Annotated in this window: 27 protein-coding genes; 15 read left to right on the forward strand and 12 right to left on the reverse strand. The window is 70.2% G+C overall.

The annotated features are described in order from the left end of the window. Nucleotides 1-126: 126 nt before the first annotated feature. Entirely contained in the window at nucleotides 127-726 is a 600-nt protein-coding gene (locus tag BM140_RS01535; protein ID WP_091941240.1) for a hypothetical protein, read from the reverse strand. 472 nt (nucleotides 727-1,198) lie between these two features. Between BM140_RS01535 and fdxA the strand changes: the two genes are divergently transcribed. The 3 genes from fdxA to BM140_RS01550 all read left to right on the forward strand — a co-directional run bounded on the left by fdxA (nucleotide 1,199) and on the right by BM140_RS01550 (nucleotide 3,690). Then, nucleotides 1,199-1,537, forward strand: a complete 339-nt coding sequence (fdxA, locus tag BM140_RS01540) for a ferredoxin FdxA (RefSeq protein WP_091941242.1) — start codon at nucleotides 1,199-1,201, stop codon at nucleotides 1,535-1,537. A 411-nt stretch (nucleotides 1,538-1,948) separates the two neighbouring features. Next, complete coding sequence (locus BM140_RS01545) at nucleotides 1,949-2,536, forward strand: CarD family transcriptional regulator (protein WP_091941244.1); 588 nt, start codon at nucleotides 1,949-1,951, stop codon at nucleotides 2,534-2,536. A 281-nt stretch (nucleotides 2,537-2,817) separates the two neighbouring features. Beyond that, nucleotides 2,818-3,690: an RNA polymerase factor sigma-32 gene (locus BM140_RS01550; protein ID WP_091941246.1), complete on the forward strand. Its 873-nt coding sequence runs from the start codon at nucleotides 2,818-2,820 to the stop codon at nucleotides 3,688-3,690. 256 nt (nucleotides 3,691-3,946) lie between these two features. Here BM140_RS01550 and BM140_RS01555 read toward each other — a convergent pair whose 3' ends face one another. The 3 genes from BM140_RS01555 to BM140_RS01565 form a co-directional block, all read right to left on the reverse strand. Beyond that, the gene (locus tag BM140_RS01555; protein ID WP_091941248.1) at nucleotides 3,947-4,921 is read right to left on the reverse strand and encodes a LysR family transcriptional regulator; all 975 of its coding nucleotides are present in this window, start codon (nucleotides 4,919-4,921) and stop codon (nucleotides 3,947-3,949) included. Between the two features lie 356 nt (nucleotides 4,922-5,277). Beyond that, entirely contained in the window at nucleotides 5,278-6,222 is a 945-nt protein-coding gene (locus BM140_RS01560) for a ribose-phosphate pyrophosphokinase (RefSeq protein ID WP_091941251.1), read from the reverse strand. Nucleotides 6,223-6,519: 297 nt separating this feature from the next. Continuing rightward, entirely contained in the window at nucleotides 6,520-6,747 is a 228-nt protein-coding gene (locus BM140_RS01565) for a DUF4170 domain-containing protein (RefSeq protein WP_091941253.1), read from the reverse strand. A gap of 257 nt (nucleotides 6,748-7,004) precedes the next feature. On the opposite strand from BM140_RS01565, the gene BM140_RS01570 reads away from it, so the two are divergent. Together BM140_RS01570 and BM140_RS01575 are read left to right on the forward strand one after the other, a co-directional pair. Next, a complete protein-coding gene (locus BM140_RS01570; RefSeq protein WP_091941255.1) occupies nucleotides 7,005-7,403 on the forward strand; it encodes a lysozyme inhibitor LprI family protein in 399 nt (132 codons plus the stop codon). Beyond that, nucleotides 7,400-8,566 carry a YbfB/YjiJ family MFS transporter gene (locus BM140_RS01575; protein ID WP_244535241.1) on the forward strand — a complete coding sequence of 389 codons (1,167 nt, stop codon included), beginning with the start codon at nucleotides 7,400-7,402 and terminating at the stop codon, nucleotides 8,564-8,566. Before BM140_RS01570 ends, BM140_RS01575 begins: the two co-directional genes overlap by 4 nt. A gap of 19 nt (nucleotides 8,567-8,585) precedes the next feature. On the opposite strand, the gene xseA is transcribed toward BM140_RS01575, so the two are convergent. Both xseA and BM140_RS01585 read right to left on the reverse strand, forming a co-directional pair. Beyond that, entirely contained in the window at nucleotides 8,586-10,118 is a 1,533-nt protein-coding gene (gene xseA / locus BM140_RS01580) for an exodeoxyribonuclease VII large subunit (RefSeq protein WP_091941257.1), read from the reverse strand. 131 nt (nucleotides 10,119-10,249) lie between these two features. Continuing rightward, nucleotides 10,250-10,465 (reverse strand): hypothetical protein, encoded by a 216-nt coding sequence (locus BM140_RS01585; protein ID WP_091941734.1) that lies wholly within the window; start codon nucleotides 10,463-10,465, stop codon nucleotides 10,250-10,252. A 127-nt stretch (nucleotides 10,466-10,592) separates the two neighbouring features. Between BM140_RS01585 and purD the strand changes: the two genes are divergently transcribed. From purD to BM140_RS01630, 10 genes are all read left to right on the forward strand, one after another. Continuing rightward, a complete protein-coding gene (purD, locus tag BM140_RS01590; RefSeq protein WP_091941260.1) occupies nucleotides 10,593-11,903 on the forward strand; it encodes a phosphoribosylamine--glycine ligase in 1,311 nt (436 codons plus the stop codon). Further along, nucleotides 11,900-12,343 (forward strand): nucleoside deaminase, encoded by a 444-nt coding sequence (locus tag BM140_RS01595; protein ID WP_091941262.1) that lies wholly within the window; start codon nucleotides 11,900-11,902, stop codon nucleotides 12,341-12,343. Before purD ends, BM140_RS01595 begins: the two co-directional genes overlap by 4 nt. Nucleotides 12,344-12,649: 306 nt before the next feature. Further along, a complete protein-coding gene (locus tag BM140_RS01600; RefSeq protein ID WP_131803721.1) occupies nucleotides 12,650-12,865 on the forward strand; it encodes a hypothetical protein in 216 nt (71 codons plus the stop codon). A gap of 248 nt (nucleotides 12,866-13,113) precedes the next feature. After that, nucleotides 13,114-13,344, forward strand: a complete 231-nt coding sequence (locus tag BM140_RS01605; RefSeq protein ID WP_244535242.1) for an elongator complex 1 family protein — start codon at nucleotides 13,114-13,116, stop codon at nucleotides 13,342-13,344. 211 nt (nucleotides 13,345-13,555) lie between these two features. Next, nucleotides 13,556-13,849 carry a hypothetical protein gene (locus BM140_RS01610; RefSeq protein WP_091941268.1) on the forward strand — a complete coding sequence of 98 codons (294 nt, stop codon included), beginning with the start codon at nucleotides 13,556-13,558 and terminating at the stop codon, nucleotides 13,847-13,849. Nucleotide 13,850: 1 nt separating this feature from the next. Then, nucleotides 13,851-14,294 (forward strand): hypothetical protein, encoded by a 444-nt coding sequence (locus tag BM140_RS01615; RefSeq protein ID WP_091941270.1) that lies wholly within the window; start codon nucleotides 13,851-13,853, stop codon nucleotides 14,292-14,294. 63 nt (nucleotides 14,295-14,357) lie between these two features. Beyond that, complete coding sequence (locus BM140_RS25675; protein ID WP_165616368.1) at nucleotides 14,358-14,528, forward strand: hypothetical protein; 171 nt, start codon at nucleotides 14,358-14,360, stop codon at nucleotides 14,526-14,528. Further along, a complete protein-coding gene (locus tag BM140_RS01620; RefSeq protein WP_244535243.1) occupies nucleotides 14,528-15,976 on the forward strand; it encodes an APC family permease in 1,449 nt (482 codons plus the stop codon). Before BM140_RS25675 ends, BM140_RS01620 begins: the two co-directional genes overlap by 1 nt. 4 nt (nucleotides 15,977-15,980) lie before the next feature. Continuing rightward, on the forward strand, nucleotides 15,981-16,655 hold the full coding sequence (locus tag BM140_RS01625; protein ID WP_091941272.1) for a hypothetical protein: 675 nt from the start codon (nucleotides 15,981-15,983) through the stop codon (nucleotides 16,653-16,655). Continuing rightward, nucleotides 16,639-16,905 carry a hypothetical protein gene (locus tag BM140_RS01630; protein ID WP_091941274.1) on the forward strand — a complete coding sequence of 89 codons (267 nt, stop codon included), beginning with the start codon at nucleotides 16,639-16,641 and terminating at the stop codon, nucleotides 16,903-16,905. The genes BM140_RS01625 and BM140_RS01630 overlap by 17 nt, the downstream gene beginning before the upstream one ends. A gap of 10 nt (nucleotides 16,906-16,915) precedes the next feature. Here the strand turns inward: BM140_RS01630 and BM140_RS01635 are convergent, their stop codons facing one another. The 6 genes from BM140_RS01635 to BM140_RS01660 are packed head-to-tail and all read right to left on the reverse strand — an operon-like array spanning nucleotide 16,916 to nucleotide 22,388. Next, nucleotides 16,916-18,040: a branched-chain amino acid ABC transporter substrate-binding protein gene (locus BM140_RS01635; RefSeq protein WP_091941276.1), complete on the reverse strand. Its 1,125-nt coding sequence runs from the start codon at nucleotides 18,038-18,040 to the stop codon at nucleotides 16,916-16,918. Between the two features lie 23 nt (nucleotides 18,041-18,063). Then, nucleotides 18,064-18,441, reverse strand: a complete 378-nt coding sequence (locus BM140_RS01640) for a DUF6867 family protein (protein ID WP_091941278.1) — start codon at nucleotides 18,439-18,441, stop codon at nucleotides 18,064-18,066. Further along, on the reverse strand, nucleotides 18,441-19,199 hold the full coding sequence (locus tag BM140_RS01645; RefSeq protein WP_091941280.1) for an ABC transporter ATP-binding protein: 759 nt from the start codon (nucleotides 19,197-19,199) through the stop codon (nucleotides 18,441-18,443). The genes BM140_RS01640 and BM140_RS01645 overlap by 1 nt, the downstream gene beginning before the upstream one ends. Continuing rightward, nucleotides 19,196-20,080: an ABC transporter ATP-binding protein gene (locus BM140_RS01650; protein ID WP_091941282.1), complete on the reverse strand. Its 885-nt coding sequence runs from the start codon at nucleotides 20,078-20,080 to the stop codon at nucleotides 19,196-19,198. Before BM140_RS01650 ends, BM140_RS01645 begins: the two co-directional genes overlap by 4 nt. Further along, nucleotides 20,080-21,474, reverse strand: a complete 1,395-nt coding sequence (gene livM / locus BM140_RS01655; RefSeq protein WP_091941284.1) for a high-affinity branched-chain amino acid ABC transporter permease LivM — start codon at nucleotides 21,472-21,474, stop codon at nucleotides 20,080-20,082. The genes BM140_RS01650 and livM overlap by 1 nt, the downstream gene beginning before the upstream one ends. Next, on the reverse strand, nucleotides 21,474-22,388 hold the full coding sequence (locus BM140_RS01660; RefSeq protein ID WP_091941286.1) for an ABC transporter permease subunit: 915 nt from the start codon (nucleotides 22,386-22,388) through the stop codon (nucleotides 21,474-21,476). Before BM140_RS01660 ends, livM begins: the two co-directional genes overlap by 1 nt. Nucleotides 22,389-22,413: the final 25 nt, after the last annotated feature.

Raw genomic sequence — 22,413 nt, forward strand, 5'->3', positions numbered from 1 at the left:
TCAGGCTTTCGCTTCGCTAGTCGGCCTCGGCCAGAGCCGAGGCCCGCTCCGCCGGGCGCTCTTCGCGCCCGGAATACGGAAGCCACCGCTCGTGGCCGAGCGATGGCACGGTTCACCCGAACAGAATCAGTAGCCGTCGTAGACGCTGCCGCGGGAGAAGCCGAGGCCGACCCCGATATCGGCGGCGGAGGCGCCGGCGAGGCCGAAGGCGTCGGGGATCGAGCCGACGCCCAAGGGGCCATAGCCGGGGCCATAGCCGGGGCGGGGGCCGTAGGCCGGCGCGGCGGCGGGCACCCAGGCGGCGCGGGCGGGCTGGACCAGCACCTGGCGCTGCGTCGTGGCGTAGACCGGCGGCAGGGTCTGCGGGATCACCTCCGCGGGGCGCACCAGCACGCGGCGGGTCTGCACGGCGTATTGCGGCGGAGTCGTCACCCAGCAGCCGACGAGCTGGCCGTAGGCGTCGGTGCTCGTCTGCCAGCGGCGGCCGCCGGGGGCGACCAGCACGCGCTCGGACACGGTCTCGTAGACCGGCGGGGTCGAGCGGTAGACCGTGCGGGCGGGCTGGACCAGCACCTGCTCGGAGACTGTGTCGTAGACCGGCGGCGTGGTGACGCGGCGGTAGCACTCGGCGCTGACGCAGCCGCCGCCGGCCTGGGCCGGGACGGCGCTCGCCGACAGCGCGAAGGCCGCGGCGAACAGGGCGGGACGAAGAGGGAGGGCGGCCATCTGATGAAGAGTCCTCGGCGAGACGCGTTACTTGAGGTGTCGAGCGCCGCCGCCGATTCCGGCGCGCGCTCCTCTCGACGCGACAAGTGCAGCCAAGGTTGCGTGGCCGACAAGCTCGATTGTCGAAGACAGTAAAATTAACCAACGACTCAGACTACGCAGACCTTTCCGGCATTCCTCGACTTTGTCGGAACCGGTGGGCCGGCCGGCGGGATACCGCGATGCCGCCGTCGTGACGGCGGGGGCGACCGCTCGCGTTCCGTCGGCGCGGCGCCCCGCGATCGGTTTGCCCGGCAAGGATACGGCCGGTGCGGTTGAACGGCGCTTGTCAGCCCACCGGTCAGGGTCTAGAGCGCTTGGCCGACCGGGCGGCGCCCGCGACACGAACAACCGTGTTGCGGCCAGGGAAATCCGCCCGAGACCGGGCGCGCGTCCCTCGCGGCGCGGAGAGGATTGCAGGACCGAACGGCCCATGACCTACGTCGTCACCGACAATTGCATCAAGTGCAAGTACATGGACTGCGTCGAGGTGTGCCCCGTGGATTGCTTCTACGAGGGTGAGAACATGCTCGTGATCCATCCCGACGAGTGCATCGATTGCGGCGTGTGCGAGCCCGAATGCCCCGCCGAGGCGATCAAGCCCGACACCGAGGGCGACCTCGAGACCTGGCTCAAGCTCAACGCCGACTACGCCAAGACCTGGCCGAACATCACCCAGAAGAAGGATGCGCCCACCGACGCCAAGCAGTGGGACGGCGTGGCCGGCAAGTTCGAGGCGCATTTCTCGGCCAATCCGGGCTCCGGCGACTGAGCCGGCGCGTTCGGCCTCCACCGCATAATCCCGCGGGCGGCCTCGCTTCGAGGCCCTGCCCTGCTTTCGTCATCCCCCGCGGATACGCGCCCGACGCGCCGGCAATCCTTTGATTCGCCGGCCATTCGTGCTATACGGATGGCCGCCGTCGCTCACGCCCGATGCGCTTCCTCCGTCACCGCCCCGGCGGGTTCCATCTTCCTGGAAACGAGGTTGGCTGCGATCGACCGCCGGAAGCATTTCGCTCCCGGCGCGTTCTCTCGTGCGGTGTGGGCAGCGCGGACCAATGCCCGGGAACCGGCAGGCCTTCGGATCGGGCCCGCCGGGCGAGGCGTGCGCCGGGTGTCCCACCCCGGAAGCGACGAGCGCGGGCTCGAGACCCGCGTGGATGACAGTGGAGGCTCATTCCGCATGACCACAGCCAAGAAGACGACGGCAGGCCGCCAAGGCTTCAAGACCGGCGAGGCGGTCGTGTATCCGGCGCACGGCGTCGGGCGGATCACCGCGATCGAGGAGCAGGAGATCGCCGGCTACAAGCTCGAACTGTTCGTCGTTTCCTTCGAGAAGGACAAGATGGTCCTGCGCGTGCCCACCGCGAAGGCCAACAGCGTCGGCATGCGCAAGCTCGCCGAGCCGGAGCTCGTCAAGAAGGCCCTCGACGTGCTGACCGGCCGCGCCCGCGTCAAGCGGACGATGTGGTCGCGCCGCGCCCAGGAATACGAGGCCAAGATCAATTCCGGCGACCTGATCTCGGTCACCGAAGTCGTGCGCGACCTCTACCGCTCTGAGGCTCAGCCCGAGCAGTCCTACAGCGAGCGCCAGCTCTACGAGGCCGCCCTCGACCGCGTCGTGCGTGAGATCTCCTCGGTGAACAAGATCACCGAGACCGAGGCGCTCAAGCTGATCGAGCAGAGCCTCGCCAAGTCGCCGCGCCGCGCCAAGGCCGATGCGGATGCCGAGGGTGAGGGCGACGAGGGGGACGTGGAGGAGGCCGCCTGAGGCGGTGGCCGGGCGGCGAAGCCGCCGGCCTCACGATTCGCTCATGTCTACGAGAGGGTCTGGCGCAAGCCGGGCCCTTTTTTCATGCGTGATATGCATGCCTCTTGAATTTCTTGTGATCGGTTCCACGCGCTCGCAGGGAACCACCCCCGCAGCAATGTGTTGTGCCTGAGCCACGAATGGCCCGACCCAGGGTGCGTTCGCGTCCGCATCCGCGGGCTCCTCGCGAACGAACCGTCACCCTGCGGTCCTATCCAAGAACGCTCACGAGAGAGGCGGGCATGGCAGAGATCGCGGGGATGCGGCGTCAATTCGTTCGGACAGCGATGGAGGCGCCGTTCCTTGCGCGGGAAGAAGAGCGGGGCCTCGCGGTGGCTTGGAAGGAGGCGCGCGACGAGCGTGCCCTGCACCGGCTGATCTCCGCCCATATGCGCCTCGTCATCGCGCTGGCCGGCCGCTTCCGCCATTACGGCCTGCCGATGGCCGACCTCGTCCAGGAAGGGCATGTCGGCCTGATGGAGGCGGCGGCCCGGTTCGAGCCGGAGCGGGACGTGCGCTTCTCGACCTACGCCACGTGGTGGATCCGCGCCTCGATCCAGGACTATATCCTGCGCAACTGGTCGATCGTCCGCGGCGGCACGAGTTCGGCCCAGAAGGCCCTGTTCTTCAACCTGCGCCGTCTGCGCGCCCGGCTGATGCAATCGACCGAGGAGCAGGTCGGCTCCGAGATTCACAGCCGCATCGCCACCGCCATCGGCGTGTCGCGCGAGGACGTGGCGCTGATGGACGCCCGGCTGTCGGGCCCCGACATGTCCCTGAACGCTCCGGTCGGCGAGGACAGCGAGGCCTCGTCCGAGCGGATGGATTTCCTCGTGGACGGCGCGGCGCTCCCCGACGAGACCGTCTCGGCCCGCGTCGATGGCGAGCGCCGCCTGATCTGGCTGCGTCAGGCCCTCACCGTGCTTTCGGAGCGCGAGCTGCGCATCCTGCGCGAGCGCCGGCTCGCCGAGGATCAGGCGACGCTGGAGGCGCTCGGCCATCGCCTGGGCATCTCGAAGGAGCGCGTCCGCCAGATCGAGAACCGCGCCCTGGAGAAGCTTCGCCGCGCTCTGGCCGAGAAATTCCCGCAGGCGCCGAGCAGCGTCTACGCCTGAGCCCGAATCGGGCGTCGAAGGGGTCGTGCCTGCGGGCGCGGCCCTTTTTTCATGGGACGCGCGGGTCTCCGCCCTTCGGAAAAGGCGATGCGGCACAACAGCCTAGAGCATCGGCCCGAAAGGCGGGAACCGGCTTTCGGAAAAAAGCCGATGCGGCACAACAGCCTAAGCCCTCGTGCCGAATTCGATGTCCGGCACGCGGCGCTGGCGATGATGGCGCGGATTCATCTGCCGTCGCGAACGGCAGCCAAAGGAATCAGGACGACAGAGCGCGCTCGATGACCCGCGTCCGCGCGGGCCCGGAGCAGGAGCGGCGGCCCTCGCGGGAGGCGGTCGCGAGCACCGTGGCGAGGCGCTTGGTGGCGAAGTCGATGAAGCTGCGGGACTTGGCCGGCAGCAGCCGCGAGGTGGTGACGAAATAGACCGGCGTCGCCGGCAGGGTCCAGTCCGGCAGCACCCGGCGCAGGCGCCCGTTGGAGACGTCGCTGTCCACGTTGATGACGTTGGCGGTGGTGATCCCCTGCCCGGCGACGGCGAAGCGCCGGGCGAGGCTCGGCGAGTTGCAGGAGATCGGCCCGCCGACGGTGATCGCCACGGTCTCGCCGTCGCGGGTCAGCGACCACGTGGCGTTGGTGCCCTGCGACGGCACGATGACCTGATGGCTCTCCAGATCCAGCGGCGTCGTCGGTTCGCCGCGCTCGTCGAAATAGGAGGGCGCGCCGAACAGGCCGTTCTCGACCTCGGCCACCTTGCGCACGATCAACGAGGTCTCCCGCGGCTCCTCGATGGCGACGGCGAGGTCGTAATTGTCGCCGACGAGATCGACCGGTGCGGGCTTGAGATCGACGTGGACGTGGATGTGCTCGTGCTGGGACGAGAACTCGGTGATGACGCCGGAGAGATGGCGCAGCACCCAGAAATCCGGTGGCGCGGCGATCTTGAGGAATCCGCTCGGCCCCTTGGCCACCGCCATCATGTCGTCGAAGGTGCGCTGCGCCTCATCGACGAGACGCGAGACCTGGGCGAGATAGGCCTCGCCGTAGGAGGTCAGGGCGAGCTTGCGTGTGGTCCGGTCCAGCAGCCGCAGGCCCACCGCCGACTCGAACAGGGTGATGCGCCGGGACAGGGACGAGATCGGCATGCCGAGCGCGGCCGCAGCCTGACTGAAACTCTTGCGGCGCGCGACCTCGACGAAGAGGGCCATGTCGCGCAGCAACTGAGGATGCGGCATTGGTCCGCGGCCTACCCACTCGGTCCGTGCATGGCCGCACGGCCGCGTGTTTTCGGCCGTGCGTCCATATTTCTCCACCACCATAGCGGGTTCAACCAGACCCGGCCATGCGAGGTCCGTTCGGAAAAGTCGTTTCGCCCTGTGGGATAATTCCACCGCGTCCCTGGAGCACCGTCCTGGATATCGGATCCGGGACGATGCTCTCCGGTGTTGGGCCGCATCGTCTTTTTCCCGAAAGCCGGAAACCACCTTTCGGGACGAGGCTTTAGGCTACGCCCCTGCAGGGAACGCGCGGTGGACCGAACAGAAATTTTTCTCCGGCCGGCGGGGCGGCCGGGCGCGGAAGGGCCCGCGCCTCAGGTGAAGAGGCTCGACACACTCGATTCGGTGGCCGTGCGCCCGATCGCTTCGCCGAGCAGCGGCGCGATCGAGATCACGCGGATGTTGCGCGCGAGCTTGACCGCCTGCGTCGGCAGGATCGAATCGGTGATGACGAGTTCCTTCATCCGCGAGGCGGCGATGCGCGAGACCGCGCCGCCCGAGAGCACCCCGTGGGTGATGTAGGCGGACACGTCCCTGGCGCCCGCGTTCAGGAGGGCTTCCGCCGCGTTCACCAGGGTGCCGCCGGAATCGACGATGTCGTCCACGAGGATGCAGGACTGGCCCTCGACCTCGCCGATGATGTTCATCACCTCCGACTCGCCCGCCCGCTCGCGGCGCTTGTCGACGATGGCGAGCGAGGCATCGATGCGCTTGGCCAGCGCCCGGGCGCGCACCACGCCGCCGACATCGGGGGAGACCACCATGCGCTGGCCCGGCGCCAGCCGCTCCTTGATGTCGCGCACCATCACGGGGGCGGCGAACAGGTTGTCGGTGGGGATGTCGAAGAAGCCCTGGATCTGGCCGGCATGGAGATCGAGGGTGAGCACCCGGTCGGCTCCGGCCTCGGTGATGAGGTTGGCGACCAACTTGGCCGAGATCGGCGTGCGGCCCGATGTGCGCCGGTCCTGTCGGGCATAGCCGAAATAGGGGATCACGGCCGTGATGCGCCGCGCCGAGGAGCGCCGCGCCGCGTCGATCATGATGAGCAGTTCCATCAGGTGATCGTTGGCCGGGAACGAGGTCGACTGGACGATGAACACGTCCTCGCCGCGCACGTTCTCCTGCAGCTCGACGAAGATCTCCATGTCGGCGAAGCGCCGGACCATGCAGCTTGCCAGCGGCAATTCGAGATAGGCGGCGATCGCTTCGGCGAGCGGGCGGCTCGCATTGCCTGCGATGATCTTGATCGACGACGTCATGCCGGGCGTCTCTCGGCTCTCTCAACTGGCGGAACGCGCACGACGACGCACGTCCCAGACCGCGCCGCAATCCGGTCGCGCCGGCTCATAACAGCGGGGCCGCGTCGTCACAACAGCTTCGCGGGGCGAAGCTGTTGTGAGGGTTTTGGCTGACCTCAAACGCCGGCAGCCGCGTCCGCGGCTTTGGCTGCTCGCTCCGCCAGACGCCTTGGCTCATGCCGAGGCGTCTGGCGGAGCGCTCTTCGCGCCCGATTACACGGAAGCCGGAGGATCGCTTCGCCCGTTGGGGCGCAGCCCTCACGGCTCGAGCAGGCGGTGCAGGTGGACGATGAAGTAGCGGGTCTGGGCGCTGTCGACGGTGGCCTGGGCCTTGGCGCGCCACGCCGTCTGGGCGGAGGCGTAGTCGGGGAAGATGCCGACCACGTCGAGATCCTTCAGGTCGCGGAAGCGCACGCCCGAGACATCCTCCAGCTCGCCGCCGAACACGAGGTGGAGCTTCTGGTCCGAATCGATCGCCGTGGTCACGAAGCCTCTCCTGCCGCCAAGCCCGTATCCTGCCCGTATTCCGGAAGGCACGGGCCGTGCCGCGTCGGTCGCAGAGGCGGTCAGGCGGGTCAAGCCGCCCCCGCGGCGGGAGGGGGTTGCGTGATGGGGCGCCGGACGGCGAGCTCGGGCCGACGGCGTACAAGAGCTTGTGCACGAGCCGGTTCTTGACCGGACCCTCGGCGTGGGCGGAATGGAGCGGCCGGGCGCCCCGCCCGCCGCCGCCGGGAGTGCCCAGAATGGTTCGCGCGTGTCTCGCCGCCGCCGCGTTCGGTCTCGCGCTCGGTTCGTCCGCCGCCGCCGCGGAGTGCAAGGGCACGGCGCAGGCCGATCTCAACGCCTGTGCCGACGCCGACCTCAAGCGCGCCGACGCGGCGATGAACGCGGCCTATCTCAAACTGATGAAGCGCATCGGCCCGCAGGCGCAAGCGGCCCTCAAGGAGGCACAGCGCGCCTGGCTGCCCTACCGTGACAAGAGCTGCGATCTCGAAGCCCTCGGCACCGAGGGCGGCTCGGCCCAGCCGATGGTGCGCGCGGGCTGCCTGACCGCCCTCACCGAGGAACGGACCCGGCGGCTGACCGGCTACCTCACCTGCCAGGAGGGCGACCTCGCCTGCGTCGGCACCCTCGCCGAGTGAGCGGCGCGCCCTCCCCCGCCGATCCGGCGATCCGGCCGCTCGTCGGCGGCCTCGTGGCGCTCGCCGTCGCCATGGGGATCGGCCGCTTCGCCTTCACCCCGCTGATGCCGCTGATGATCCGCGACGGCGGCCTCGACGCCGCCACCGGCGCCGAATGGGCGGCGGCCAACTATCTCGGCTATCTCGTCGGCGCCCTGAGCGCGGCCCGCTTCACCGATCCGCGCCGCGGCCTGCGGTTCGGGCTCCTCGGCGTCGCCGGAACGACGCTCGCGATGGCGGGGATCGGCGCCGTCCCAAGTCCTTTGGTCGGCGCCGGGCTGCGGGCGGCGGCGGGCGTGTTCAGCGCATGGGCGCTGGTCTGCGCCAGCGGCTGGTGTCTCGCCGAACTCGCCCGGCACCGGGCCGAGGCGTGGGGTGCCTGGATCTATACCGGCGTCGGCCTCGGCGTCGCGCTGGCCGGCATGCTGGCCTGGCTCGGCGGGCGCCAGCCGGCGGACCGGCTCTGGCTCGAACTCGGTCTGATCGCGGCGACAGGGACGTGGCTCGTGTGGGGCCTTTCGCGCGGCCCGGGCGAGGCAGGCGCCGCGCCGCACACGGCCGAGGTCTCGGCAGAGCGCCGGGGCGGACAGGCGGCCCTCGTGGTCTGCTACGGCGCCTTCGGCTTCGGCTACATCCTGCCCGCGACCTTCCTGCCGGCCATGGCGCGGGCGCTCACGCCCGATCCGCTGGTGTTCGGGCTGGCCTGGCCGCTGTTCGGGCTGGCCGCCGCCCTCTCGGTCGCGGGCGTGGCCCGCTGGGGGCAGCGGGCGCCGCGGCGCCGGGTCTGGGCGGTGGCGCAGGGCGTCATGGCGCTCGGAACCGCCCTGCCCCTCCTGCTTCCGTCGCTCTGGAGCGTGGCCGCCTCGGCGCTCCTCGTCGGCGGCACCTTCATGGTGGCGACCATGGCCGGCCTCCAGCTCGCCCGCGCGGCGCATCCCGCCGACCCGACCCCGCTCCTCGCCCGCATGACCGCCGCCTTCGCCGCCGGTCAGATCGCCGGCCCGCTCATGGTCCGCGCCCTCGGCCTCGTCGACATGGCCGAGGGGGCCGCCCTCGCCTGGACCGGAGCGGCGGCGGTGGCGGTTCTGGCGGGCACGGCCGCGTGGCTGTGGGGCGAGCCGTGAGCGGGCCCGTCGGGAAACCTCAGAACAGCGAGCCTTGCCGCGCGGCGGGCGCGGCCTCGGCGGTCTCCGGCTTCGGCGCCTCGGGCGCCGGCTTGCGCGCGGCGCGCTTCGGCTTGGCCGGGGGCGGCGGTGCGGAGCCCTCGGGCAGGGCGGTGATGGCGCCGTCGGCGAACTGGAGCTGAAGCCGGGCCGCGGTCGCGGCGGCCTCCGCCGAGCGGATCGGCAGGCCGGCCTCGTCGCGCACCAGGGCGTAACCGCGGGCCAGCACCGCCCGGTAGCTCAGGGCGCCGAGCATCCGGTCCAGGGCGCCGAGCCGGTCGCGGCGGCGCTCGAGCATCCGCAGCACGGCGGTGCGCGGGCGGTGGTCGATGCCGGCCAGCCGGGTGCGGGCCTCGGCCACCGCGATGGCCGGCGAGCGGCGGGTGAGCCGGTCGGCGAGCCGCGACAGCCGCTCGCGGGAATCGCGGGCGTTGGCGGCGAGCGCGGGCCGCAGCCGCGCCTCGGCGAGGTCGAGCCGCTGGCGCTTGCCGGCCAGGAAGGCGTCCGGGTTGGGGATCGCCCGCACCAGCGCGCGGAAGTCGGAGCGCTCGCGCTCGATCCGCCGCAGCACCGTGCCGGCCTGCCGGGCGCCGAGATCGTGGATCTGGGCCAGCAACTCGGTCCGCACCGGCACGGCCATCTCGGCGGCGCCCGTGGGCGTCGGGGCGCGGCGGTCGGCGGCGTAGTCGATCAGCGTGGTGTCGGTCTCGTGGCCGACCGCCGCGATCAGCGGGATCGCGCTCTCGGCGGCGGCGCGCACCACCGCCTCCTCGTTGAAGGCCCACAGATCCTCGATCGAGCCGCCGCCGCGGGCGACGATCAGCACGTCCGGCCGCGGGATCGCCCCGCCCGGCACGAGCGCGTTGAAGCCGCGGATGGCGGCGGCGATCTCGGGCGCGGCCCCCTCCCCCTGCACCCGCACCGGCCAGACCAGGACGGGGCGGGGGAACCGGTCGGCGAGCCGATGGAGGATGTCGCGGATGACGGCGCCGGTCGGCGAGGTGACGACGCCGATGACGCCCGGCAGGAACGGAATCGGCCGCTTGCGCTCGGGCGCGAACAGCCCCTCGGCGGCGAGCACCCGCTTGCGCTCTTCCAGCAAGGCCATCCAGGCGCCGACGCCCGCGGGCTCCATCGAATCGACGACGATCTGGTACGAGGATTTTCCCGCAAACGTCGTGATCTTGCCGGTGGCGACGACCTCCAGCCCCTCTTTGGGCTTCTGGCGCAGCCGCCCGAGCACGCCCTTCCACACCACTGCGTCGATCTTGGCGCTGCCGTCCTTGAGCGAGAAGTAGGCGTGGCCCGAGCCGTGCGGCCCGCGATAGCCCGAGATCTCGCCCCGCAGCCGCACATGGCCGAAGGAATCCTCCAGCGTGCGCTTCAGCGCGGCGGCGAGATCGCCGACCGACCATTCCGGGGCGTTGGCGTTGAGGAGCGCAGCGGGCGAGGCCTCCCCCGGCGGCGGAGGCGGCGGCACGGCGGCGGGACGCGGCGGGGGCACGAGTGGCATGGCCCGGACGCTACGGGACCGGGCCGGGGCGGGTAAAGGGCAGGTGGGCCACAGGTTGGGGAGGGATGCGGGGGCGCCACGTCAGAGAGGCACAGGGCGCCGGCGGCAACCTCGTGGGACGCCTCCGTCGCTCAGATCAACTGCGCGAGGATGAGCGCCGCCGTCAGCGCCGGCGCGGCCGCAATCATCACGGCCCAGGGCCAGGCCGGGACGGCGCGGGGGCGGCGGTTGTCGTTGGCGGCCCGCGGCGCGAGGCGGCGCGCCACCACGTAATGCGACAGCCGCACGGCCGTCGGCCCGGGTTGGGCGGGAAGCGTGGGGCTGGTCGAGTGGCGGCAGAGGGGCATGGCCTGCATCAACGGGCGAGCGGGCGCGGCGTTCCGCGTCGCGGCGCGCCCCGGCGCGAAATCAGCGGCGCCCGAATTGCTCCCGAGCCCTTCCCCCGGCCCGCGATTTTTGGGATGGGGTGAGACCATGAGCCAGACCCCTCTCAACATCCTGCTCGTCGGTTCCGGCGGGCGCGAGCATGCCCTGGCCTGGGCGATCGCGAAATCGCCGCTCTGCCAGAGGCTTTTCGTGGCTCCCGGCAATCCCGGCACCGCCCGGCACGGCGAGAACCGCCCGGACCTCGCGGTCGCCGACCACGACGCCGTCGTGAGGTTCTGCCGGTCCGAGAACATGGGGCTCGTGGTGGTCGGGCCGGAGGCGCCGCTGGTGGCGGGACTCGTGGACGATCTGACGGCCGCCGGCATCCCGGCCTTCGGGCCGACCAAGGCCGCGGCGCAGCTCGAAGGCTCCAAGGGCTTCACCAAGGATCTGTGCGCCGAGTACGGCATCCCCACCGCCGCCTTCGGCCGCTTCACCGCATTGGATCCGGCGCTCGCCTATCTGCGGAGCCAAGGCGCGCCGATCGTCGTCAAGGCCGATGGCCTGGCCGCCGGCAAGGGCGTGACGGTGGCCGAGACCCTGGAACAGGCCGAGGAGGCCGTGCGCGCGATCCTGGGCGAGGCGGGCGGCGCCCAAGGGGGGGCTCTCGTGATCGAAGAGTGCCTGTTCGGCGAGGAGGCGAGCTTCTTCGCCCTGTGCGACGGCACCCGCGCGATTCCGCTGGGCACCGCGCAGGACCACAAGCGCGTCCATGACGGCGACCGCGGCCCCAATACCGGCGGCATGGGCGCCTATTCCCCCGCCGCCATCGTCACGCCGGAGATCGAGCGGACCGTGATGGAGGCGATCATCGCCCCCACCCTGCGCGGCATGGCCGAGCGGGGCACGCCGTTCTCCGGCATCCTCTATGCCGGGCTGATGCTGACCGATGAGGGCCCCAAGCTCATCGAGTACAACACCCGCTTCGGCGATCCCGAGGCGCAGGTGCTGATGCCGCGGCTCACCGGCGATCTCGTGCCCGCCCTGCTCGCTGCCGCCAGGGGCGACCTTTCGGGCGTGACCATCGGCTTCGATCCGGCGCGGGCGGCGCTCACCGTGGTGATGGCGGCGCAGGGTTATCCCGGCCCCGTGACCCGCGGCTCCGAGATCCGCGGCGTCGAGGCGGCGGAGGCCGAGGGCGGCGCCATCGTGTTCCAGGCCGGCACCCGCCGCGAGGGCGAGCGGCTGCTGTCCGACGGCGGGCGCGTGCTTGCAGTGACCGCGCTGGGCGCCAGCGTCGGGCAGGCGCAGGCCCGCGCCTACGCGGCTCTGGACCGGATCGACTGGCCGGAGGGCTTCTGCCGACGCGACATCGGCGGGCGGGCGGTGGCGCGCGAGAACGAGGCGCCCTCGACCTGATGGACCCGTTCGACCTCGCCTTCGCCGCCGCCCGCGAGGCGGCGGATCTCGGCGAGGTGCCGGTCGGCGCGGTTCTGGTGCGCGACGGCGCGGTGATCGCGACCGCCGGCAACCGCCCGCGCGCCCTCCGCGACCCGACGGCGCATGCCGAGATCCTGGCGATCCGCGCCGCCTGCGCCGCTCTGGGCGACGAGCGGCTTTCGGGCTGCGACCTCTACGTGACGCTGGAGCCCTGCCCGATGTGCGCCGGCGCGATCTCCTTCGCCCGCATCCGGCGGCTCTACTACGCGGCGAGCGACCCGAAGGGCGGCGGCGTCGAGCATGGGCCGAGGGTGTTCAACCAGCCGACCTGCCACCATGCCCCGGAGGTCTATTCGGGCTTCCGCGAGCGCGAGGCGGCGGCCCTGCTGCGCGGCTTCTTCGCCGGGCGCCGGGCCTGATCCGCCGCCGAGGGCATCGGTGACCGGGGCGTCGGCGTATCGGAGCAATCCGCGGCGAACGAAAACGGAGAGGAACGTTCTGGATCTTGGATTCAGAACGTCTCTTTCCGGTCCTCCGCCACACGTCTTTCTTCGAAAGACCGACACCGCCCTTCGGATCAATGATTAAGCCGGCAATCTATGCGCCGCGGCCGGCCCGTGCAGCAGGGCAACACCTGGCGATCATGGTAAGCCAATCCCTAATTCGTTATGGAATTATCAATCTCGATCTTGCTATCCCACAGCCTCCAGGGGTGGGGGTTCATCATGTCGAAGGCAACGCTCGCCGATATTGCGGCGTGTTTCAGGATCATTCTCGGGCGTGAGCCGAGTTCGGAAGAAGTCGGCGTTCACACGCGAGCGCATCTCGGCAACGATCTGGCCGATGTGCTGAAAAGCTATTTGGAATCGGAAGAATTTCGCGGTCGCCAAATCGTCCAGGTCATCAAATCCCAGCCTGAGCGGCTGCGCGCCGTCGGTTGAGGGGGCGGCCTGAGGGTCGGTGGCCGGGCAACGAGCCCGGTCATCACTGCCTTTCGAAGGGGCAGACCAAGAGAGCCGGCCATGTCTTGAGCGGTCGAGGTGCCGAAGCGGGGCTGTATTCGTGGCATACCATATAAGGCAAAGTGGCTGGATTCCGCGCTAGCGCCTTGGTTTGTCAAGCTTTTCGTTTGCGATACGGGGTTTCCTTCCCGTCGTTCCTGCTCTAAGTCTCGTGAATGCCTCGCCTCGTGACCTACACGATCAGCGACCGAGCGGACGGGCGGTTCGACGTGACCGCCACCATCGAGCCCGACAAGGTTTTCCGGCGTGATGGCTTCGCCACCTTGGCGGAGGCCGAAGAATGGGTGGACGGCCTGCGCGTGTTGATGGCCGCACTCGGTGCCCCGGTTGCACAGAAAACGCCTGCCGAGCCGCTCGCGTCCCCGCCGCCGCTCCGCACGCCTCGCCGCGCCCGCTGACGCCGGAGCAGGTGCGCTCCTGCGCCTGCCGCACCTCCTCGCCGATAGCCTCCGAGCCGTCCGGCTGAAGGGCGGAGGCGGGATGGAACCATCGTGCTCAAATGGTGCGCCGCCGCGACGTTTCCGGCTTGACGCCCGTCCGGAGCGGCAGGATATTTCCCGGCAAGAAAGGTCAATTCCTTTCAAGAATACATGCCGGAGGAGGTGCGCCGTGCAGGATCCGCGGGTCTCTGCCATGTTCGGCCGCGACAAGGCGGCGGCGATTCTGGCCGTCTGCGTCGTCTGGATGGTCTACGCCTTCACCTTCTGGACCATGCGGGAGGCCATCGCGGCCGCCGGGCTCACGGGGCTGATGGCCGGCGTCGGCTTGTGCGTCGTCCTGCTCAACACCGCCGCGATCGCCGCGATGATCCGCCATTACGGCGAGGACCGCGCCGCGATCTACGGGATGGACCTCTACTATCTCGACCAACTGCGGGCGCTGCGCCGCAAGGGGGAGGTCTGACATGGCCGGTGCTCCCTCTCCTCAGAGCCGCAAGCCCCCAAATCGCCTCCCTCAAGGTCGCACCCCCTACGAGCCGCCGGCCCAGTCGGTCGCGGGCCAAGTCGTCGACGCCCTGCTGATGCTGGTGCTCGTGGTCATCACCCTCTACCTGCCGCTGCTGCTCAAGCTCGCGGGCGGGGGCACCACCACGAAGACGGTCGAGAACCCGACCTGGGAGTCGCTCGGCCAGAACGCCGTGATGGCGGCGCAGTGGGAGAAGCTCGACTTCACCCCGGAAAAAGCCGCGACGATCATCGGCACGCGCTTCGACTACGCCTTCAACTGGGGCGCGATGGCGTTCACCGCGCTCATCATCGTCGGCTACTTCGTGTTCCTGTTCCGCTACTCGGACAAGCAGTACCGCGAGGTCATCGCCGAGCGGTTCGACGGGCCGCCGCGCAACTGAGGTTGCCGGCTCCTGAAGCCGTCCGACCCCTTTCACCGCGTTCGAAAGTCGGGGGACCCTGCCATGGTGGCCATGATGAACTGGGGCGCCTGGGCGGTCGCGACCGTCCTCGCCCTGTGGATGGGCTTCGACCTCTGGCGCACCAACCGCACCTACGACGAGAGCTTCCTGCTCTCCTCGGAGGAGGGCGAGATCGTGGACGCCGATGTCGGCGAGACGGCGGCGAGGTCGTGATGACGAGCACCCTGCAACCCGCCGCCGCTCCGCCCTCGGCCGTACCGGGAACACCGACCGCCGAGGTCGCGACCGAAAAGTCCCGAAAAATAGCGCTGCTGCGGGTGCTCGGGCCGGGCCATGTCTGGGCGCTCGGCGTCGGCATCGTGCTGGTCGGCGAATTCATGGGCTGGAACTTCGCCGTCGGGAAGGGCGGGCCGCTCGCGGCGCTGGCCGCCTGCTGGCTCGCCGGCATCCTCTACACCTGCGTCGCGATGATCGATTCCGAGATCACCTCGACGGTCGCGGCGGCCGGCGGGCAATACGCCCAGGCCAAGCACATCATCGGGCCGCTGGCCGCCTTCAATGTCGGCCTCTACCTCGTCATGGCCTACACCATGCTGGAGGTCTCGAACGCCATCGTGACGGGCGACCTGATCGAGGCCTTCGCCCACAGCCTGCATCTGGAGGGCACGGTCGACAAGCGCGCCTTCATGGTGCTGACCGTGGTGGCGCTCGCCTTCCTCAACTATCGCGGCGTGCTGGCGACGCTGACCCTCAACCTCGTCATCACGGCCGCCGCTTTTGCCGCCATCGTGGTGCTGTTCGTGGCCGCCCAGCCCTGGGCGCCGGGCGCGGTGCTCCAGCACGAGAGCCTGCTCGTCGGCCTGCCCTATGGGTCGCTCGGCATCCTCGCGGCGATGCATTTCGGCCTGTGGTTCTACCTCGGCATCGAGGGCACGACCCAGGCCGCGGAAGAGGTGCGCTCGCCCGCCCGCGCGCTCCCGCTCGGCACCATGACCGGCATGATGACCCTGCTGATCGCCGCGACCCTCACGTGGTACGTCTCCACCGGCCTGATGCCGTGGGAATATCTCGGTCAGGCCGTCACCCCGCTCTACGACGCGGCCCGGCTGACCGGGAGCCGCTGGCTGGAGCTGTTCCTGTTCCTCGGCACGCTGTTCGCCACCGTGGCGTCCGCCAACGGCTGCATCAACGACGCCTCCCGCGCCTGGTTCGCCATGGGCCGCGACCGCTACATGCCGGTCTGGTTCGGGGCGGTGCATCCGACCTACCGCACCCCTTACCGGGCGATCGTGTTCTTCGTGCCGATCGCGATCCTGTTCGCGATCTCGACCCCGCTCGATCAGACCATCACGCTCTCCATCCTATCGGGGCTGCTCGGGTACACGTTGATGGGCATCTCGATCGTGCTGTTCCGCCGCAAATGGCCGCTCGGCACGATTGCCCGCGGCTACGTCCACCCACTCCACCCGCTGCCGGCCTTGCTGCTGCTCTCGCTCTGCACCGTCACCTATCTCGCGGTGTTCCTCGGCTACGGCACCCAGCTGCTCGCCATGATGGCCTTCTACATCGCGGCCTCGGCCTGGTTCGTGCTGCACCGCTACAAGTATGTCCGCCGCGGCGAGCAGTTCACGATGCCCTGGCCCAAGCCCAAGGGCTATTGAGCCGATGTTCCTCGCGGTCTCCGTCCTGATCGCGCTTACCGCCGCCGTCTTCTGCCTCCGGCAGGGACGGCGGTCGGCGGCGTGGCGGGCCGGTCTGTTGTCGGGATGCGCGCCGCGGCTGGAGGCGCCGCGGCTCGGGCGCGACCGGGCCGGGTTCGCCACCCTCGACGGTTCTCACGATAGCCTGCCGGTCGCCGTGCGGCTGATCCCGGAGGCGCTGGTGCATCGGCGCCTGCCGCAGCTCTGGCTGTCGGTGAGCCTGCGCTGCCGGTTGCCGACGGGGGCCACCCTCGACGTGCTGCGCCGGCCCGCGGGGGCCGAGTTCTACGCTCCCGCCGATCTGCCCCTGCGCCTCGACACCCCGGCCGGCTGGCCCGCCGACACGCTGGTGCGCGGCACCCCCGAGGCCGAGGCGCTGCTGCGACGGGCCGAACCCATCCTCGCAAAAATCCTGGCCGACCCCCGCGTGAAGGAGGTGCTGGTGACGCCGCGGGGGTTACGCCTCGTGGTGCAGGCGGCGCAGGGCGCGCGCGGCGCCTACCTGCTCACCCGCGGCAGCCGGTTCGACCTCGACGGCGTCGCACCGGCGCTCCTCGACGAGACGCTGGCCGGGCTGCATCGCCTCGCCCGCGCCCTGTCGCACAATCCGGACGAGATCGACCATGTGCGCGCCGCCTGATCCGCGCCACGTCCTCTTGGTCGCGGCCCTGCTGCCCGGCATGGGCCATGTCTGGACCGGCCGCGCCGCCCGCGGCCTGGGCTTCGCCCTCTTCGCCATCCTGGGCGGCTGGCTCACGGCGAAATTCGCGGCCCCCGAGGCGAGCTTCGTCGGGCGCCATGCCGGCGGCTTCTTCGTCTGGGCCCTGTCGCTGACCGACGCCTATCGCGGCGCCCGGCTCGACCGCACGCGGTTCGAGCGGGGCGTTTGATGCGGGATCGCTACGGCGCGATCTCGTTGCCGGTGTAGTCGATGGTGCCGGACGGGCCCTTCTTCCACTCGTAGATCACGTAGTCCGGCCGGGTGATGTCGCCCTTCTTGTCGTAGGCGATGTCGCCGATGGCGGTGGCGGTCGGCTTGCCCTGGTGCAGGTAGGCGGCGAGTTTTTCGCCCTCGGTCGAGCCCGTGGCCTCGACGGCTTTGGCCAGGATCTGCACCGCGGCATAGGCGTAGAGGGTGTAGCCGTCCGGCTCGATGCCCTTGGCCTTGAAGGCGGCGACCACGTCCTTGGCCGCCGGGTTCTTGCGCGCGTCCGGCGGGAAGGTGGTGAGCGTGCCCTCCGCCGCCGGGCCGGCGATGGCGACGAGTTCCTTGTCGACCATGCCGTCGCCGCCCATCAGCGGCGCCTTGAGGCCCTGGTCGCGCATCTGGCGGATGATCAACCCGGCCTCGGTGTAGTAGCCGCCGAAATAGACCAGATCGACGCCGTTCTGCTTCAGCTTCGAGACGAGCGCCGAATAGTCCTTCTCGCCCGGATTGATGCCCTCGATCAGGACCTCCTTGCCGCCCTTGGCGCGGAAGACCTTGAGGGTCTCGTCGGCCAAGCCCTTGCCGTAGGGGGTCTTGTCGTGGACGAAGGCGATCTTCTTCCCCTTGAGCTTGGTCGCGAGGTACTCGCCGGCCATGGCGCCCTGCTGGTCGTCGCGCCCGCAGGTGCGGAAGGTGCTCCACATGCCGCGCTCGGTGAACTTCACGTTGGTCGAGCCCGGCGTGATCTGGATGATGCCGGCATCGAGATAGACGTCGGAGGCCGGGATCGAGACGCCCGAGTTGAAGTGGCCGACCACCATCTTCACCCCTTCCGAGGCGAATTTGTTGGCGACCGACACGCCCTGCTTCGGGTCGGAGGCGTCGTCCCCGGTGGAGAGCTCGAACGTCTGGCCCTTCACCCCGCCGGCCTTGTTGATGTCCTCCACCGCCTGGACGACGCCGTTGCGCACCTGCGCGCCGAAGGCGGCGCTGTTGCCGGTCACGGGGCTGCCGACGCCGATCTTGATTTGGGCGTGAGCCGCCCCGCTCAGGCCGAGGCCGAGCGCGAGGCCGGCCAGGAATGTGAAACGCTTCATGGTGTCCCCCCGAAAATCGACAATCACGGCCGCCCCGCTTCCTGCGATAGGCCCTCTTGGCGTTCGCGCCACGTGAACGGCCCGGTGCGGGCGTAGAGCCAGCGGTATTGCGTCGTCATCTGCCGCGCCCGCGTCATCCGGAACGCCACCGAGCCGATGGCGATCACCACGAGCGCGTCGATGGCGAAGTAGTGGGGTGAGAGCAGCGTGCCCGAGAACAGCGCGAAATGGATGAAGCGCACGGCGGCCGCGACGCCGAGCAGCGCCGGCAGGCAGGCGCGATAGGGCCGCCAACTGCGCGCCACGGCGCGCGCCGCCATCCAGCCGGCCCAGCCGCCCATCACCCCGGTGACGAAGAGGAAGGGCAGGATCGACTCCGACTCGTGCAGCACGCCCTGCATCACGCCTGGACCCCCTCCCCCACGCTCGCCGTCGGGGCGTGGCCGCCTTCGAGATAGGCGGCCTTGATCGAGGGATCGTCAAGCAATGCGCGGGCCGGGCCGCTCAAGGTGATGCGGCCGTTGACCAGCACGGAGCCGCGATGCGCCAGCTTGAGGGCGTGGTAGGCGTTCTGCTCGACGAGGAAGATCGTCATCCCCTCCTCCCGGTTGAGCGCCGAGATCGCAGAAAAGATCTGCTTCACCACCAGCGGCGCGAGACCGAGCGAGGGTTCGTCGAGCATCAGCAGGCGCGGCCGGCTCATCAGGGCGCGGCCGATGGCGAGCATCTGCTGCTCGCCGCCCGACATCGTGCCGGCGCGCTGGTTCAGGCGCTCCTTGAGGCGGGGGAACAGGGTGCAGACTTTTTCCAGGTCCTGCCCGAAGTACCGGCCGCCGTGCAGCGCGGCGCCCATCTGCAGGTTCTCCTGCACGCTCATGCGCGGGAAGACGCGCCGGCCTTCCGGCGACTGGGCGAGGCCGAGCCGGGCGATGGCGTGGGTCGGCCGGGCGGTGATGTCCTCGCCCGCGAAGGCAATCGTGCCGGAGCGGGCGCGGGGGGCGCCGAACACCGTCATCATCAGGGTCGACTTGCCGGCGCCGTTGGCGCCGATCAGGGTGACGATCTCGCCCTCGTTCACGTCGAGATCGACGCCGCGGAGCGCCGCGACGCTGCCGTAGTACGCGGAGACGCCGCGAAGGCTGAGGAGCGGGGCGTTCACGGGCGCGCCTCCTCGGCCACGGGGATCGTCAGCCCGACCTCGGCATCGACCTGCGCCACCTCCTCGTCCTCGACGCCGAGATAGGCGGCGATGACCTTCGGGTCCTCGCGGATCTCCCGCGGCGGCCCGTCGGCGATCTTCTTTCCGTAATCCAGCACGACGACGTGGTCGGAGATCTCCATCACCACCGCCATGTCGTGCTCGATCAAGAGCACCGAGGTGGCGTGCTCGTCGCGGATATGGCGCAGGAGCCGGGCGAGGTCGGCCGATTCCCGCGGGTTGAGGCCCGCTGCCGGCTCGTCGAGGCAAAGCAACTCCGGCCCGGTGCACATGGCCCTGGCGATCTCCAGGCGGCGCTGGTCGCCGTAGGGCAGGTCGCCCGCCGGATCGTCGGCGCGCCGGAGCAGATCGATCCGCTCCAGCCACGCGGTGGCCTTCGCGACCGCCGCGGCCTCCGCCCGGCGGTAGCCCGGCAGGCCCAAGAGCCCGAGCAGGGTGTAGCCCGAGGCGCGCATCAGGGGGGCGTGCTGGGCCACCATCAGGTTCTCCAGCACGGTCATGCCGGAGAACAGGCGGATGTTCTGGAAGGTGCGGGCGACGCGTGCCCGGCGGTTCACCGCGTGGTTCGGCAGCCGCTCCAGGAGGTGCGTGGCGCCATCGGTATGGCGCAGCGTCAGCATGCCCTCGCTCGGCCGGTAGAAGCCGGTGATGCAGTTGAACACGGTGGTCTTGCCGGCTCCGTTCGGGCCGATCAGCGCGGTGATGTCCCCGCGCCGCGCCTTGAACGAGAGGTCGTCCACGGCGGTGAGCCCGCCGAAGCGCATGGTGAGGTGATCGACGGTGAGGACAGCGTCGGGGTCGTCCGGGCGGCGCGTGGCCATCAGCCGTGCCCCTCGCGCACGAGGTCCTTGCCGATCGCCTTGCGCTGGCCGAGCGCCACCGTGGGCATCCGGTCCGAGATGAGGCCGCGGGGGCGCCAGATCATCATGGCGACCATGGCGAGGCCGAACAGCAGCAGGCGGAACTCGTTGGGGTCGAAGCCCTCGCCGAACACGGCCTTGAGGAAGCCGAGGTTGCGCAGGAGTTCCGGCCCGCCGACCATGGCGACGGCGGCGACCGCGACGCCGAGCTGGCTGCCCATGCCGCCGAGCACGACGATCGCCAGGATGATCGCGCTCTCGAGGAAGTTGAAGCTCTCCGGGCTGACGAAGCCCTGGCGCACGGCGAAGAACGAGCCGGCGAACCCGCCGAACATGGCGCCGAGCGCGAAGGCGGTGAGCTTGGTCTTGGTGGTGTCGATCCCGAGCGAGCGGCAGGCGATCTCGTCCTCGCGCAGGGCCTCCCAGGCGCGGCCGAGCGGCAAGCGGCGCAGGCGCAACGTCACGAGGCTGGTGAGGAGCGCCAGCGCCAGGATCAGGTAGTAGAGGAACACGATGCGGTGCATCGGATCGAAGGGCAGGCCGACGAGCGCCGAGAAGCCGTCCGGTCCCGCCTTGAACGGCACGCCGAAGAAGGTCGCGCGGGGGATCGAGGAGATGCCCGCCGAGCCGCCGGTGACATCGGTCCAGTTGATGAGCACGAGGCGGATGATCTCGCCGAAGGCGAGCGTGACGATGGCGAGATAATCGCCCCTGAGCCGCAGGACGGGGAAGCCCAGCATCACCCCCCACAGGCCGGCGAACAGCCCGGCGAGCGGCAGGCAGACCCAGAACGACAGGCCGAACACCGTCGAGAGCAGGGCGTAGGAATAGGCCCCGACCGCGTAGAAGGCGACGTAGCCGAGGTCGAGCAGGCCGGCGAGGCCCACCACGATGTTGAGGCCCCAGCCGAGCATCACGTAGGTCAGGATCAGGATGCCGAGATCGATCCAGTAGCGCGCGGGCGAGAGGCCGCCGCTGGCGAGCGCCGCGATCAAGGGCAGGAACAGGGCAAAGCCGACGAAGAGCGGCAGGCCGAGGCGCGGCAGGCCAAGACTCGAAGGGTACTGGGCGGCATTGGGCTCCGCGCCGACCGGCTCGGTCGCCTGATGCGGCGAGGGGGTGAGCACGGCCCGCGCGGCGCGCCGCTCCAGCACCAGGCGCTGGACCAGCCGCACGGCGAAGATGGCGGCGCACAGGCCCGCGACGAGGCCCCAGCGCGGGGTCAGTTCGAGGCCGTCCGCGCCCAGATCGGTGCGGTGGCTGACGATGGGCACGCACAGGCCGAACGCCACTAGGGCGAACAGGCCGGCATCCTTGAGGATCGCGGCGGGGGACGCCGAGGACGCAGCGGCCATCAGACCTTCTCGACCTCGGCCCGGCCGAGCAGGCCCGAGGGCATGAAGATCAGGACGATGGCGAGGATCGAGAAGGCGGCCACGTCCTTGTACTCGATGGAGAAGTAGGCCGACCAGAACGTCTCGATGAGCCCGATGATCAGCCCGCCGATCACGGCGCCGGGGAGCGAGCCGATGCCGCCGAGCACCGCCGCGGTGAAGGCCTTCACGCCGGGCACGAAGCCGTCGGAGAACGAGACCACGCCGTAATAGAGCAGGTAGAGAAGCCCTGCGACCGCCGCGAGCACCGCGCCGAGCACGAAGGTGAGCGAGATGGTGCGGTCGACGTCGATGCCGAGCAAAGCGGCCATCTTCCGGTCCTGCTCGCAGGCGCGCTGGGCCCGGCCGAAGGGCGTGCGCTGGACGAGGTACCAGAAGCCGAGCAGCAGCACGCTGGTCACCGCCATGATCAGGATCTGCTTGTAGGAAAGCGTCACGGCGTAGCCGTCGCGCTCGAACAGGGTCAGCCCGCCGTCGAGCATGGAGGGCAGCGCCTTGTTGCGCGCGCCTTGGGCCACCTGCACGAAGTTCGACAGGAAGATCGACACGCCGATGGCCGAGATCAGCGGCGCCAGCCGGAACGAGCCGCGCAGGGGGCGGTAGGCGATGCGCTCGACGGAGAAGCCCCAGAGCGCGGTCAGCGCCATGGTGACGATGAGCACGAGGAGGAAAGCCAAAGCCACCGAGGAGATGCCCAGAGCCGTCAGCCCGAGGAAGCTGATCAGCGCGATGAAGGTCGAGACCATGAAGACGTCGCCATGGGCGAAGTTCACCATGCCGATGATGCCGAACACCATCGTGTAGCCGATGGCGATCAGGCCGTAGATCGAGCCCAGCGTCAGGCCGTTGATGAGCTGCTGTACGAACACGTCCATGCGGCGGCGGTCTCGGGTCTCTCGT

It is taken from the genome of Methylorubrum salsuginis, assembly GCF_900114375.1.
GTDB classification, from domain to species: Bacteria; Pseudomonadota; Alphaproteobacteria; order Rhizobiales; family Beijerinckiaceae; genus Methylobacterium; species Methylobacterium salsuginis.

What these genes read in the sequence shown, in the direction of transcription:
- BM140_RS01535 (WP_091941240.1), bottom strand. Translation starts at nt 726, where the DNA reads ATGGCCGCCCTCCCTCTTCGTCCCGCCCTGTTCGCCGCGGCCTTCGCG.
- fdxA (WP_091941242.1), top strand. Translation starts at nt 1,199, where the DNA reads ATGACCTACGTCGTCACCGACAATTGCATCAAGTGCAAGTACATGGAC.
- BM140_RS01545 (WP_091941244.1), top strand. Translation starts at nt 1,949, where the DNA reads ATGACCACAGCCAAGAAGACGACGGCAGGCCGCCAAGGCTTCAAGACC.
- BM140_RS01550 (WP_091941246.1), top strand. Translation starts at nt 2,818, where the DNA reads ATGGCAGAGATCGCGGGGATGCGGCGTCAATTCGTTCGGACAGCGATG.
- BM140_RS01555 (WP_091941248.1), bottom strand. Translation starts at nt 4,921, where the DNA reads ATGCCGCATCCTCAGTTGCTGCGCGACATGGCCCTCTTCGTCGAGGTC.
- BM140_RS01560 (WP_091941251.1), bottom strand. Translation starts at nt 6,222, where the DNA reads ATGACGTCGTCGATCAAGATCATCGCAGGCAATGCGAGCCGCCCGCTC.
- BM140_RS01570 (WP_091941255.1), top strand. Translation starts at nt 7,005, where the DNA reads ATGGTTCGCGCGTGTCTCGCCGCCGCCGCGTTCGGTCTCGCGCTCGGT.
- xseA (WP_091941257.1), bottom strand. Translation starts at nt 10,118, where the DNA reads ATGCCACTCGTGCCCCCGCCGCGTCCCGCCGCCGTGCCGCCGCCTCCG.
- BM140_RS01585 (WP_091941734.1), bottom strand. Translation starts at nt 10,465, where the DNA reads ATGCCCCTCTGCCGCCACTCGACCAGCCCCACGCTTCCCGCCCAACCC.
- purD (WP_091941260.1), top strand. Translation starts at nt 10,593, where the DNA reads ATGAGCCAGACCCCTCTCAACATCCTGCTCGTCGGTTCCGGCGGGCGC.
- BM140_RS01600 (WP_131803721.1), top strand. Translation starts at nt 12,650, where the DNA reads ATGTCGAAGGCAACGCTCGCCGATATTGCGGCGTGTTTCAGGATCATT.
- BM140_RS01615 (WP_091941270.1), top strand. Translation starts at nt 13,851, where the DNA reads ATGGCCGGTGCTCCCTCTCCTCAGAGCCGCAAGCCCCCAAATCGCCTC.
- BM140_RS25675 (WP_165616368.1), top strand. Translation starts at nt 14,358, where the DNA reads ATGGTGGCCATGATGAACTGGGGCGCCTGGGCGGTCGCGACCGTCCTC.
- BM140_RS01620 (WP_244535243.1), top strand. Translation starts at nt 14,528, where the DNA reads ATGACGAGCACCCTGCAACCCGCCGCCGCTCCGCCCTCGGCCGTACCG.
- BM140_RS01625 (WP_091941272.1), top strand. Translation starts at nt 15,981, where the DNA reads ATGTTCCTCGCGGTCTCCGTCCTGATCGCGCTTACCGCCGCCGTCTTC.
- BM140_RS01630 (WP_091941274.1), top strand. Translation starts at nt 16,639, where the DNA reads ATGTGCGCGCCGCCTGATCCGCGCCACGTCCTCTTGGTCGCGGCCCTG.
- BM140_RS01635 (WP_091941276.1), bottom strand. Translation starts at nt 18,040, where the DNA reads ATGAAGCGTTTCACATTCCTGGCCGGCCTCGCGCTCGGCCTCGGCCTG.
- BM140_RS01640 (WP_091941278.1), bottom strand. Translation starts at nt 18,441, where the DNA reads ATGCAGGGCGTGCTGCACGAGTCGGAGTCGATCCTGCCCTTCCTCTTC.
- BM140_RS01650 (WP_091941282.1), bottom strand. Translation starts at nt 20,080, where the DNA reads ATGGCCACGCGCCGCCCGGACGACCCCGACGCTGTCCTCACCGTCGAT.
- livM (WP_091941284.1), bottom strand. Translation starts at nt 21,474, where the DNA reads ATGGCCGCTGCGTCCTCGGCGTCCCCCGCCGCGATCCTCAAGGATGCC.
- BM140_RS01660 (WP_091941286.1), bottom strand. Translation starts at nt 22,388, where the DNA reads ATGGACGTGTTCGTACAGCAGCTCATCAACGGCCTGACGCTGGGCTCG.